The organism is Pseudomonas sp. B21-047, assembly GCF_024748775.1.
GTDB classification, from domain to species: Bacteria; Pseudomonadota; Gammaproteobacteria; order Pseudomonadales; family Pseudomonadaceae; genus Aquipseudomonas; species Aquipseudomonas capeferrum.
This window is the reverse complement of sequence record NZ_CP087169.1, coordinates 3,469,816-3,482,114: the sequence shown is the minus strand read 5'-3', so window position 1 is coordinate 3,482,114 and position 12,299 is coordinate 3,469,816. Positions and strand designations below refer to the sequence as shown.

Annotated in this window: 11 protein-coding genes and 1 pseudogene; 8 read left to right on the top strand and 4 right to left on the bottom strand. The window is 62.8% G+C overall.

What is annotated here, in order from left to right; genetic code table 11:
• The first annotated feature begins 3 nt into the window (after positions 1–3).
• The 6 genes from thrC to LOY26_RS15685 all read left to right on the top strand — a co-directional run bounded on the left by thrC (position 4) and on the right by LOY26_RS15685 (position 5,646).
• Positions 4–1,392, top strand: a complete 1,389-nt coding sequence (gene thrC / locus LOY26_RS15710; RefSeq protein ID WP_047583404.1) for a threonine synthase — start codon at positions 4–6, stop codon at positions 1,390–1,392.
• Complete coding sequence (locus LOY26_RS15705; RefSeq protein ID WP_047583424.1) at positions 1,389–1,826, top strand: Lrp/AsnC family transcriptional regulator; 438 nt, start codon at positions 1,389–1,391, stop codon at positions 1,824–1,826. Before thrC ends, LOY26_RS15705 begins: the two co-directional genes overlap by 4 nt.
• Positions 1,827–2,060: 234 nt before the next feature.
• Positions 2,061–3,101 (top strand): homoserine dehydrogenase, encoded by a 1,041-nt coding sequence (locus LOY26_RS15700; RefSeq protein WP_095064563.1) that lies wholly within the window; start codon positions 2,061–2,063, stop codon positions 3,099–3,101.
• A 10-nt stretch (positions 3,102–3,111) separates the two neighbouring features.
• Positions 3,112–4,536, top strand: coding sequence for an aldehyde dehydrogenase family protein (locus LOY26_RS15695; protein ID WP_258713791.1), 1,425 nt, complete (start codon positions 3,112–3,114; stop codon positions 4,534–4,536).
• 72 nt (positions 4,537–4,608) lie between these two features.
• A complete protein-coding gene (locus LOY26_RS15690) occupies positions 4,609–5,187 on the top strand; it encodes an NAD(P)H-dependent oxidoreductase (RefSeq protein WP_258713790.1) in 579 nt (192 codons plus the stop codon).
• A gap of 72 nt (positions 5,188–5,259) precedes the next feature.
• A complete protein-coding gene (locus tag LOY26_RS15685; protein ID WP_258713789.1) occupies positions 5,260–5,646 on the top strand; it encodes a MerR family transcriptional regulator in 387 nt (128 codons plus the stop codon).
• Here the strand turns inward: LOY26_RS15685 and LOY26_RS15680 are convergent.
• Positions 5,638–5,892: pseudogene (locus tag LOY26_RS15680) on the bottom strand (cytochrome C); the annotation flags it as partial. The gene LOY26_RS15685 and the pseudogene LOY26_RS15680 overlap by 9 nt on opposite strands.
• Positions 5,893–6,478: 586 nt before the next feature.
• Here LOY26_RS15680 and LOY26_RS15675 point away from each other — a divergent pair.
• Together LOY26_RS15675 and LOY26_RS15670 are read left to right on the top strand one after the other, a co-directional pair.
• Positions 6,479–7,894, top strand: a complete 1,416-nt coding sequence (locus LOY26_RS15675; RefSeq protein ID WP_033698595.1) for an FAD-binding oxidoreductase — start codon at positions 6,479–6,481, stop codon at positions 7,892–7,894.
• Positions 7,895–7,975: 81 nt separating this feature from the next.
• The gene (locus LOY26_RS15670; protein ID WP_033698594.1) at positions 7,976–8,473 is read left to right on the top strand and encodes a RidA family protein; all 498 of its coding nucleotides are present in this window, start codon (positions 7,976–7,978) and stop codon (positions 8,471–8,473) included.
• Positions 8,474–8,529: 56 nt separating this feature from the next.
• Here the strand turns inward: LOY26_RS15670 and LOY26_RS15665 are convergent, their stop codons facing one another.
• The 3 genes from LOY26_RS15665 to LOY26_RS15655 all read right to left on the bottom strand — a co-directional run bounded on the left by LOY26_RS15665 (position 8,530) and on the right by LOY26_RS15655 (position 12,269).
• Positions 8,530–9,756 (bottom strand): MFS transporter, encoded by a 1,227-nt coding sequence (locus LOY26_RS15665; RefSeq protein ID WP_371925449.1) that lies wholly within the window; start codon positions 9,754–9,756, stop codon positions 8,530–8,532.
• Positions 9,757–9,862: 106 nt separating this feature from the next.
• Positions 9,863–11,113 carry an OprD family porin gene (locus LOY26_RS15660; protein WP_050506077.1) on the bottom strand — a complete coding sequence of 417 codons (1,251 nt, stop codon included), beginning with the start codon at positions 11,111–11,113 and terminating at the stop codon, positions 9,863–9,865.
• Positions 11,114–11,159: 46 nt separating this feature from the next.
• Positions 11,160–12,269, bottom strand: coding sequence for an aromatic ring-hydroxylating dioxygenase subunit alpha (locus LOY26_RS15655; RefSeq protein WP_258713788.1), 1,110 nt, complete (start codon positions 12,267–12,269; stop codon positions 11,160–11,162).
• Positions 12,270–12,299 lie beyond the last annotated feature (30 nt).

Here is a 12,299-nt window from a genome sequence, read left to right as displayed (position 1 = left end):
TTCATGCATTACGTCAGTACCCGCAACGCTGATGTGCGAGCGGACTTCCGTGAAGTCGTGCTGTCGGGGCCTGCCGCCGATGGCGGGCTGTATGTGCCGGCGTACTTGCCGGTAATCAGCCCTGAGGCGATTGCCAGTTGGTCCTGGCTGCCCTTCGATGAGCTGGTCTGGCGGGTCATCGCGCCCTTTGTCGGCGATGCCATTGATGACCCGTGCTTGCGCGTGCTGCTCAGCGACAGCTACCAGGCCTTCAGCCACCGCGCGATCACACCCTTGCAGCAGATTGGCCATAACGAATGGATCCTGCAGTTGTTCCATGGCCCCACACGCACCTCGAAGGACTTCGCCGCGCAGCTCCAGGCGCGGCTGGTCAGCCACTTTCTGACGCGCTCCGGCGGCGAGGCACTGGTGGTCGGGGCCACCAATGGTGATACCGGCATTGCCGCGATCGAGGCCTTTGCGTCCAGGCCCAATGTGCGCCTGGCCATTCTCTACCCGCAGGGCGAGATCCCGGCAGACCGCCTTGTCGCCTTGCAGGCGGCGGACCCCGCCAGTGTTCAGCTGCTGCCGGTGGAGGGCAGTTTCGACGACTGTCAGACCCTGGTAGCACGGCTGTTTCGTGCCTGGCCGCTGGAGGGTTTGATACCGGTGTGTTTCAACTCGACCAACTGGGTAGGGGTGCTGGCGCAGATCGTGTTCTACTTCCACGCGGCCCTGCAATTGGGTGGCGGCACCCGGCCGGTTGCATTCAGCGTACCGGCGGCAAGCTTCGCGGAAATCTACGCCGGCTTCATTGCGCAGAAAATGGGGTTGCCGATCAACCAGGTGATCGTTTCGACCAACAGCAACGATGCCCTTCACCGTTTCCTTCATCGCAACCGCTACGCCCCCCATGCCAGTCAGCGCACGTCGTCACCGGCCATGGACTTTTCGCTGTATTCGAACCTGGAGCGCTTCATCTGGGAGCTGTATGGGCGCAGCGGCAGCCGTGTCGCAGCGCTGATGGAGCATTTCGAGGCCTGTGGTGAATTGAGCATCGGCAATGCGCAATGGCTTGAGGCGCGGGTATTGTTCGACTCCTATGCGGTGGACGACGCCGAAGTACGCCGCGAAGTCATCACCCTGCGCGAGCAAGCGGCAACACTGGTCGACCCTCACACAGCCGTCGGCGCACTGGCGGGCCGCATGCATCGGCGCAGCCTGGGTGCGCCGATGGTGACCCTGGGCCAGATCGCGCCAAGCAAGTCTGCCGCGCTGCTGGCGCAGCTGGGTGTCTGGGAGGGTGAGCTGGCCTGCCTGCCACCGGTGCAAGAGGGCCCACCGGCGTTGCATCGGGGTGACCTGGATGGCTTGTGCAAGGCCTTGCTGGCGGCGCAGTCGAGGCCCGCATGAAGCGTATTCTCGACCCGCTGGACGAGCGCATCCTTGCCGAACTGACCGCCAACGCACGCATCGCCCACGCCGAGCTCGGGGCCAAGGTGAACCTGTCGCGCAATGCGGTGCGCCAGCGTATCGAACGGCTTGAGCGCGACGGTGCGATACAGGGCTATACGGTTAGGCTGGGGGACGCCCGCCGGCCATCGTCGTTGATCAGTGCGGTGATTTTCGTCTATCGCTACGACCGCATGCGCGGTGACGACGTGCTGGCCACCTTGCGGAGCATCCCCGAGGTGGTGCAGTGCGAAGTGCTCAGCGGCGAGTTTGACCTGATGCTCAGGGTCGATGCCGCTACCCCGGAGCGGGTCCACGCCGTGTGGAAAGAAATCGCCGGCATCAAGGGTGTTGAAAACACCGTCACCTCCTTCGTCCTCTCCGCCGTCTTTTAACCCCGCTTCTATCCCCCCGAACAAAATCTATCTCATTGATTACGCAGCGACCCTGTGGGCGCGGGCTTGCCCCGCGAACACCGGCAAAGCCGGTGTCAGCTACCGCGTGGCCCGATTCGCGGGCCTGCGAGCCTGTGCAGATCGCCCAATAAATACGGCGTTTTGGCCAATTCTACTGCCCGCCGCCACCTCGTACGCTGAGCCCATCAAACAACAGCAAAAAGGAACGCCTTCGTGACTGAATACAAAATTGCCCTGGTAGGTTTTGGCGGTGTCAACAGAGGCCTCGCCCAACTGATTGCAACGAGCAACGACAGCTGGCAGGCCACCCTCGGCTTCAGCCTGAAGATCGTCGGCGTCACCGACCTGTTCCTCGGCTCGCTGGTCGACCGCAATGGCCTGGACGCTGCCGCACTGGCGGCCTTGCCAGCCGAAAAGGGCGCGTTTGCACAGCTGCCAGGCGGCACCGCCGAGGCGTTCAACGAAACCGTCATCAAGCAGTCCGGCGCCGACATCATCGCCGAGGCCACCTTCACCAACCCGGTCGATGGTGAGCCGGCCGCCACCTTCTGCCGCTGGGCGCTGGAGAGCGGCATCCATGTGGTGACCACCAACAAAGGGCCGATTGCCTTGCACGGGGCCGAGCTCAAGGCGCTGGCCCAGCGGCACAACGTTGCGTTCGAATACGAAGGCGCGGTGATGAGCGGCACGCCGGTGATCCGCCTGGCCAAGCAGGCCCTGGCGGGTGCGCAGATACAAGGCTTCGAGGGCATTCTCAACGGCACCTCCAACTATGTCCTGACCCGCATGAAAGACGGCTTGTCGTTCGCCGATGCCGTGGCCCAGGCGCAGCAGCTGGGGTATGCCGAAGCCGACCCGACGGCCGACGTCGAAGGCTATGACGTGCGCCTGAAGGTGGTGATCCTGGCCAATGAGTTGCTGGATGCACGCTTGAGCGTCAGCGATGTGACGTGCTCGGGCATCAGCGGCATCAGCGCGTCGGACATCGTCAAGGCGCAGGCCACCGGCCAGTGCTGGAAGCTGATCGGTGCTGCCAGCAAGGCGGCTGACGGTGCGGTGTCTGCGAGTGTCGAAGCCCGCTTGCTGCCACTTGAGCATCCGCTTGCCGGCATCAGCGGCGCAATTAATGCGGTGTCGTTCGACACCGGGCTGCTGGGCGCTGTCACGGTGTCCGGGCCGGGGGCAGGGCGCATCGAGACGGCCTACGCCTTGCTCTCCGACATCATTGCCCTGCACACCACCCACCGTCAGTAACGGAGCCTTTATGAGCGTATCTCGCATGGCCAGTGTTCACGCTGTAGCGCCAAGCCACATAGACGTGTTGAGCCCCTTTGACGGTCGCCTGGTGGGGCGTGTGCCCTGCCTGGACGCCAGTGCAGTGCCCGCCTTGCTGGCGCGTGCACGGGCGGGGTGCCTTGAAAGTGCAGCAATGCCCCGGCACCGTCGCGCGCGCATTCTGGAAGAGGCGGCGCGGTTGGTGGAAGCCGATGCTGCCGCGTTCGCCGAGCTGATCGTGGCCGAAGCCGGTAAAACCCTGCGTCAGGCCCAGAAGGAGGTAAAGCGCTGTGTGAACACGCTGAAGCTGTCCGCCGAGGAGGCGCGGCGCAATGCCGGCGAAGTGGTGCCGTTCGAAGCCTATGAAGGCTCCGAGGCCCGCCAGGGCTGGTTCAGCCGCGAACCGCTGGGGCTGATTGTGGCGATCACGCCCTACAACGACCCGCTGAACCTGGTGGCGCACAAGTTGGGCCCGGCGATTGCCGGTGGCAATGCGGTGATCCTCAAGCCGTCCGAATTGGCGCCGCTGTCGGCGTTGAAACTGGTCGATTGCCTGGTACAGGCCGGGCTCGGCGAAAACGTGGTGACTACCGCCACCGGCGGTGTCGAACTGGGCAAGGCGCTGGTCGAACTGCGCGAGGTGCGCATGGTTTCCTTCACCGGCGGCTTTGCCACCGGCGAGTCGATCGCCCGCAGCGCAGGGTTGAAAAAACTTGCCATGGACCTGGGCGGCAATGCCCCTGTGCTGGTGCTGGCGGACTGCGACTTGGAGCCGACGGTAGAGTCCTGTGTCTCGGGTGCTTTCTGGGCGGCGGGGCAGAACTGCATCGGCACGCAACGGATCCTCGTGCAGCGCGCGGTGTACGCGGCATTCCGCGAACAGTTCGTGGCGCAGTCCAAGGCGTTGCAGTTGGGTGACCCGGCGAACCTGGAAACGGATGTCGGCCCCATGGTCACCGAACAGGCGGCCCGTCGCACCGAGCAGTGGGTGGACGAGGCGCTGGAGCAGGGTGCAACGCTGCTTTGTGGCCATCGCCGGCAAGGGGCCCTGTATGCGCCCACTGTGCTGGAGCAGGTCAGCCACAGCAGCCGTATCTGGCTACAGGAAGTGTTCGCGCCGGTGGTGATCCTTGAGCCGTTCGACACCCTGGATGAGGCCGTTGCCCTGGCCAATGCGCCGGAATACAGCCTGCATGCGGGGGTGTTTACCCGGGACCTGTCGACGGCGCTGAAGCTGGCGCGGCGGATCGAGGCAGGGGGCGTGATGATCAACGACTCGTCCGATTACCGCTTCGACGCCATGCCGTTTGGCGGCTTCAAGTACGGCAGCCTCGGCCGCGAAGGGGTGCGCTTTGCCTATGAAGACATGACCCAGCCCAAGGTGGTGTGCATCAACCATCTGGATTCGCAGTAACGGCCTGGCTGGCCTTGACTCTCCTGTTACGGGCAGCCTTTACCCTGAAGGCTTCACGTTCAGGATGTGGTCATGATGAGTAAGCGCGTACTGGTGGTGCTGGGCCACCCTTCTGGCGATAGTTTCTGCGGTGCTTTGGCCGCGCGTTACGTCGAGGCAGCCCGCAGTGCCGGGCATGATGTACGGATGTTACGCCTTGGTGCCTTGAACTTCGACCCGGTGTTGCGCGAAGGCTACAGGCAGGTTCAGCCACTGGAGCCCGACCTGCTCAAGGCCCAGGCAGACATCACCTGGGCTGAGCACCTGGCCTTCATCTACCCGATTTGGTGGGGCGGCATTCCCGCTTTGATGAAAGGTTTTTTCGACCGGGTGTTCCTGCCCGGTTTTGCTTTCCAGTACCGCGCAGGCAAAGCCTTCCCCGAGCAACGCCTGAAAGGGCGAACGGCGCATCTGCTGGTAACGATGGACACTCCCCCGTGGTATTACAGATGGGTTTACCGCATGCCTGGCCTTCATCAGGTACGCAAGACGACGTTGCAGTTCTGCGGCATAAAACCCTTGAAGACCCTGACGTTCGGGCCGCTGCTCGGCTCCAGCCCGCGGCAACGCGAAGCCTGGCTCGCGAAGGCCAACAGTATCGCCAGCCGCTGACCAGGCCCGGGTGGTTCCCGATCCGGCAGCGCTATGTGAAGATGCGGCGCACCCGAACGAAAAAGGACGTTCATGTACATCGGCAAAGCCGCCCAGCTGTCGGGCACCACGATCAAGACCATCCGCCACTATGAAGCGATTGGCCTGCTGCCGCCGCCCGAGCGTCAGGGAAAGTACCGCGTTTACAACCAGCAAAGCATTGAGCTGCTGACGCTCATCAAATGCGCGCAGCAGTTGGGCTTCAAACTCAAGGAAATGCAGGCGATCCTTCAGGGGCACCGTGGGCAAGCGTTGCCGTGGGCGCTGGTGGGCAAGGCCATTGCCGACAAGAAGTTTGAAGTGATGGCGCAGATCAGTGGGTTGCAGCAGGTGTACGCGGGGCTTGAAGCGTTTGAAGCCAGCCTTGAGGGTGCCAGCTATCAGTGCGGCGCTGAGCGCCTGCCAGTCATTTCAGGATGAGGGGGTTCTTGAAATCACACCGGTCATGTATTGGTTCAGGTCGCGAAAATCGTTAACGCTCCAGGCGTGCGGCGGTATTTTTACGCCGTTCTCTTGCAGCGTCTTTGGAATCAAGTTGCCATTTGGGCGAAGTATCACCGACGCGACGATAACGCCTGGATACTGGCTCAGCCGCTATTTGAAGGCTGCACTTGTAAGGTCGGGTGTTGGCGGGTTGCTTTTATTGGCCAGCGGCCCAGTGCCCTGGGGTAGTGGTGTTGAATCTGGTTTTGCAGCATCCCGCTCTTCCTTGGGTGGCAGTGCAGGGGCAATACCGAACAGTCCGAAGATGCGTTGTGGCGATTGTTCTGTAGGGTTTGATAGGGGCGTTAGTGTACCGGCATTCTGTGGGAATGAATGTACGTCGGGAGATCGGGTGAGGGCGGCTAGGTGCTTGTCTTTGGTTTTTACAGCGCCTATGAGCTCGAGCGCCGCGCGGGCGGCGCTCGATGTACGCCCCACCACTAATCCCACGACAGGCACCTGGCTGCTCTCACCCATATAACAATTAACCATCCAGTTACTTCACCCCAACTAATCCCCAATAACTAATATGGCGTGTCGCCATATCAACTTTATATGTCCCCTCCATGATAGTTAAGAAATCCCTGAACTAATTATTTGTCCTTAGCGATTCCACCGTCTGCACAGCATCACCAGAATGCCCGCCCTCAATTTGAACCGTCAGCCTGACGCGATGGCCACAAAGTTGGCCACGGGGGCTGTCGGCCAGCCTATGGCCCATTGTCTGGGCTGATGTAACCCACACCGAATGCTTGGAAAGGAAAGTGTCATGGGAATGACAAGGCGTAAATTTTTGATTGGCGGCGGCGTCGTGGCCGCTGCGGCGGGTGCGGGTATTCTGACGCCTATGCTGACCCGCGAAGGTCGGTTGATCCCCGGCAAACCGCGCTTCGGTTTTGTACAGGGCACCGAGGGCACGCTGCCCAAGCAAGCGGACGTGGTCGTTGTTGGCGCTGGCATTTTGGGGCTCATGACCGCGATCAACCTCGTCGAGCGTGGCCTCTCCGTCGTTGTCGTCGAAAAAGGTGAGATTGCCGGCGAGCAGTCGTGCCGGTTCTATGGTCAGGTCATGACCTACAAGATGCCTGATGCGACGTTCCAGTTGCACCACCTGGCCAAGCAACGCTGGCGTGAAATGAACGCCAAAGTAGGTGCGGATACCAGCTATCGCACACAAGGCCGGGTCGAAGTGCCTTTCGATGAAGAAGACCTGGAAGGCGTCAGAAAGTGGATCGATCTGAAAACCCGCGAAGTCGGCTCGGACATCCCCTTCAAGACGCGCATCATCCAAGGCAATGAGCTCGATCAACGGCTGCGCGGCTCAGCCTCCAGCTGGAAGGTCGCAGGCTTCGAGGAAGACTCCGGTAGCCTGGACGCCGAGCGCGCCTCGTATGTCATGGCCGAGTACGCCAAGAAAATGGGTGTGCGTATCTACACCCACTGCGCGGCAAGGGGCCTGGAAACCCAGGCAGGTGCCATCTCTGATGTGGTGACCGAGAAGGGCGCCATTCGCGCGTCTCGCGTGATCGTCGCGGGCGGTGCCTGGTCCCGGTTGTTCATGCAGAACCTGGGCGTCGACGTGCCAACCTTGCCCGCCTACCAATCCCAGCAAATCATCAGCGCTGCGCCCCGTGCCCCGGGTGGCAACGTTGCATTGCCGGGGAATATCTACTTCCGCGAGCAGGCTGACGGTACCTACGCCACCTCGCCGCGCGTTGTCGTTGCGCCGGTGGTCAAAGAGTCGTTCATGTATGGCTACAAATACCTGCCACTGCTGGCCATCCCAGACTTCCCGGTACACATCTCGCTGAACAAGCAGCTGATCGACTCGTTCACTCAGCCAACCAGCTGGAGGCTGGATGAGGTGTCGCCGTTCGAGAAGAACAGGCTGATGACTGCGGCCCCTGACATTCCAGAGCTCGATGCATCCCTGGCCAAACTCAAGGTCGAATTCCCTGCCTTCAACGACTCGAAGCTGATCGATCAGTGGAGCGGCGCCATGGCCATTGCGCCGGATGAGAACCCCATCATTTCGACGGTCAAAGAATACCCTGGCCTGGTCATCAACACCGCGACCGGCTGGGGCATGACGGAGAGCCCGGTGTCCTCCGAGTTGACGGTTGACCTGCTGCTGGGCAAGGCGCCAGTGCTTGATCCAGAGCCGTTTAGCTTGTATCGATTCTAAACCTGCTACGACAATGGAATGACCCGTGCACGCGTCATCGATGCGTGCGCATCACCCTTGGTAATCATTTAGGAGAAACACATGAAGGTCGCTTTCAAGACCGTTGCTGCATTGGCCCTGACGATCGCCGGTGCCGGGAGCGTTCATGCACAGGATGTTGTGCGCCATAGCGCAGGTAGTTTCCCCATTTCGGCCGCTGTGGAAGTGCCTGCTGGCAAGACAGTCGTTTACCTGAGCGGCTCCGTTCCGTCGGTCATCCACCCCGACGCCGCCAAGGATTCTCTGGAATCCTTCGGTGATACCAAAGCGCAGACCATCAATGTGCTTGAAAACATCCAGAAGCAGCTCAAAGACCTCGGTCTGGGCCTCAAGGATGTGGTGAAGATGCAGGTATTCCTGGTAGGCGGGCCGGAGAACGGCGGCAAGATGGACTTCGACGGCTTCATGGCCGGCTACACCCAGTTCTTCGGGCCAGCGGCCAAGCAGCCAGTACTGCCTGCCCGCTCGGCGTTCCAGATTGCAGGCTTGGCACACCCAGCCTGGCGCGTCGAGATCGAAGTCACGGCGGTTCGTCCCTGACAAGACCGTTGCTTGAAGCAGGCGTGGCTCAGCCACGCCTGCCTGCGTACCTTGCCTCAGCGTGGGTTGACCACCGCAGCCGAGGTGCGCAGCACCAGCAAGGCGCCCAAGGCGATCACCAACGACAACAAGTAGAGCGCCAGGCTGGCGCTTTGAGTGTTGTCGCGCATCCAGCCGATCAGGTAAGGCGCGACAAACGCCGCCACGCTGCCCAGCGAGCTGATCAGGGCCAACCCCGGCGCCAGTATCGGCCCGGCCAGGTAGGCCGGAGGCAATTGCCAGAACATCGGCAACGCACTGCTGGCACCCATGCCGGCAATGGCCAGGCCTGTCATCACCCACAGCGGTGACTGCGGCTGCAGGCCGGTCAGGGTCAACCCCACCGCGCACATCAGAATCGGCACGCACAGGTGCCAGCGCCGTTCTTTGTGGTGGTCGGAAGAGCGCCCCACGGCAATCATGAAGAAACACCCGGCCAGATAGGGCAGTGCACTGAGCAGGCCGATCTGGCTGTCGTGGGCAACGCCCGCGCCGTGGATCAGGGTCGGCATCCAGAACGCCAGGGTGTTGACCGCCAGCATGACCGCGAAATAGATCGCCACCAGCAGCCAGACCTGGCCATTGGCAAAGATCCCGCGCCAGGAACTGATCTGTTTGCGTGCTTCTTCACGGGCCAGCGTCTGGCGCAGGGCATGCTTCTGTTCGTCGCTGAGCCAGCGTGCGTCTTCGATGCGGTCGTCCAGCCGCGCCAGTATCACCAGGCCCAAGGCCACGACCGGCAGGCCTTCGATCAGAAACATCCACTGCCACCCGCGCAGCCCGGCGGTGTCTTGCATGTGTTCGAGGATCCAGCCCGATACCGGGCCGCCGACCACGCCGGCCATGGGGACTGCCAGGGTGAACAGGGCGGTGATCGAGGCCCGGCGCCCGGCCGGGAACCAGCGGTAGAGGTAGACCAGAATGCCCGGGAAGAAACCGGCCTCGGCCACCCCCAGGCCGAAACGCAGGGCATAGAAGCCGTGGGCGCTTTCAATCAGCAGCATGGCGCTGGAGAGCAGCCCCCAGGTCACCATCATCAGGGCGATCCAGCGCCGTGGGCCAAGCTTGTCGAGCACCAGGTTTGCCGGCACGCCGAACATCGCGTAGGCGACGAAGAACAGCCCGGCACCCAGGCCGTAGACGGTGTCGGAGAACTGCAGGTCGTTGCTCATCTGCAGCTTGGCGAAGCCGATGTTGATGCGGTCCAGGTGGGCGAAGACGTAGCTGATCAGCAGCAGCGGCATGATCCGCCAACTGATCTGGCGGTGGGTATTGGCAGTGCTCTGCGCGTGTTGCAGAGACTCGAAGGTCTGGCTCATGGGGTTACCTCGAAGGGCAGGTGTAAGGGGGTCACCAGAGTTTCAGGGTGTAGCTGAGGATCAGCCGGTTCTCGTCCATGTCGCTGGCGTAGCTGGAGCGATAGGCCGCGTTGCGCCAACGCACGCCCAGCCCTTGGAAGTAGCCGGCCTGGATGACGTAGGCGAGGTCGGTGTCGCGTTCCCACTCATGGCCGTCGGCCGCGCGGGTGCGGATGTCGTCGCCGCGCACGTAGCGGGTCATGAAGCTCAGCCCGGGTAGCCCGAGGGCGGCGAAGTTGTAGTCATAGCGGGCTTGCCACGACACTTCGCCGGCGCTGGTGAAGGTGCCGATCGTGACCAGGTTGGCGGTGTAGGGCGGGGTGTAGCCGTTCAGGGTGGGGAAGGCATCGTTGCCGTACATGCGCTGGTAACCCACGCCGACCTTGTGCGCACCCACGCTGAGGGTGCTCATCATGTTGAAGTTGCGGTTGTCGACGCTGCCGGCCTTGGCAGTGCCGGCGCTGGTGCTGTCGAAGTAACGCAGGTCGGTGAGCAGCGACAACCCCGGCCCTAATGGCAGCGTGTGCACCAGGCCGTAGAAGTCTTGCCGGTACACGTCATGCAGCTCGCCGCGAAAGGCACTGGCGATCAAGCCGTGGCCCACGTCATAACTGGCGCCCAGCACATCGAAGGCGCCGCTGTCGAACGCGGCGCTGCGCCCGGCCAGGTACATGCGGTCGCTGCCCGACGACTCACGGGTGCGCGAGCGCCAGAGCTGCCCGGCGGTCAGGGTCAGCCGCTCGACGTCCTGCGATTGCAGCAGCGCGCCATCGAACGTCTGGGGCATCAGGCGCATGTCATCGCGAAAGACCACGGGCAGCGTCGGGGTGAGGATGCCGACATCGAGGCGGGTCTTCGACACCCGCAGCTTGCCGGTGACACCCATGTGGCTGAAGTCGTCCACCGGCCGGCCTGACTGCGAACCGAAGGGCAGCGTGCCGTCCCCGCTGCGGCCGCGCCCCGAGTCGAGCTTGACCCCCAGCAGGCCCAGGTAGTCCAGGCCAACGCCGACCGGCCCTTCGGTGAAGCCCGATTGCATTCGCAGCATGAAGGCTTGCGACCAGTTGCCGACCTGGGAAGCCTGGGCCCCGTGCTGGCGATAATCGCGGTTCTGGTAGAAGTTGCGCAGCTCCAGGCTGCCCTGGCTGTCGCCGATGAAGTCGGCGCGGGCGGGCAGTGGCAAGGCCAGCGCTGCCACCAGCGCCAGGCGCAGGCAGGTGATAGCCGGTTCAGGCTTGAACATGTGATGTCCCTTTTATTGTTGTTATGGACGGCGGCCAGCGCTGCCTTCAGCCGACCTTGCGGCTGTCGTGCTGGCGCTCGGCATCGGCGCGTTTCTTCAGGTAGAGGCGGGTGGCGACGGCAGGGGCGTCGCTGGCCACGGATATTTCGTAGTGATGGTCGTCGCGGTCGTCGAGCGCGGCCTCCAGTGCACCGAGGCCTTCCACATCTTCGTTGAAGGCGGCGAACAGCTGCTCGTGCATGTACTCGCCCAGGGCTTCGTCGTGCTGGGCGAAGTCGCGCCCATGGACGATGAAGTAGTGCAGGCTGTTGGCGGTTTCCGGGGTCAGGATATGCGCGGTGCGGATGTGGAACTGCTGGCGCTGCTCCAGCGGCTGGGCGCTGTCGTAGAAGGTCACGCTGACCCGGTGCAGCCCCGGCGAAAGAAACTCCGACGTGGCAATGCGTGCCGCGCTGGCGCAGCCTTCCAGCCCTGTGGTCTTGCCCCACACTGGCGACAGGGTGGTCGGCACCACTTCGCGGATCAGGGTGTAATGGCCTTCCTTGAGGTCCAGCTTGTAGGGCGCGCTGGCGTAGTCCGGGGTGCCGATGGTGTTGGCATGCAGGAAGCTCAGGTGGGTCAGGTCCATGAGGTTTTCATGCAGGCTGACGTAGTTGCCCGGGTGATGGAAATACCCGGAGGTGCAGGCCCAGGCCGGGTCGTCGATCCATGCCTGATGGGGGATCTGCGCCGCGTCGGCGAGGGCTTCCTCGCCCAGCCAGATCCACAGTAACGGCCCTTGGCGCACCAGCGGGTAGCGGCGTACGCCAATACCACGTGGGCAGTTTTTCTGTGACGGCACCTCGGTCAGGTCGCCGGCGGCGTCGTAGCGGAAGCCGTGGTAGCCACAGACGATGGTGTCGCCTTGCAGATGGCTGCGCGAGAGCGGGAACGAGCGGTGCGCGCAGCGGTCTTCCAGGGCGACCGGCTCGCCTGCCTCTGTGCGGTACATCACCACGCGGCGGTCGAGCAGGCGCCGGGCCAGCAAGTGCCGGCCGACTTCATCGTCAAAGGCGGCGACATACCACTCGTTGTAGATGAACGGGGTCTCGCGGTTGGCCATCGGTTCGCTGGCTTTGCGGGCATGCGCAATGAGGTTGCTGGTGGGCAGTGACATGGGGATGCTCCTTGAAGAAGGGTGAGGCGG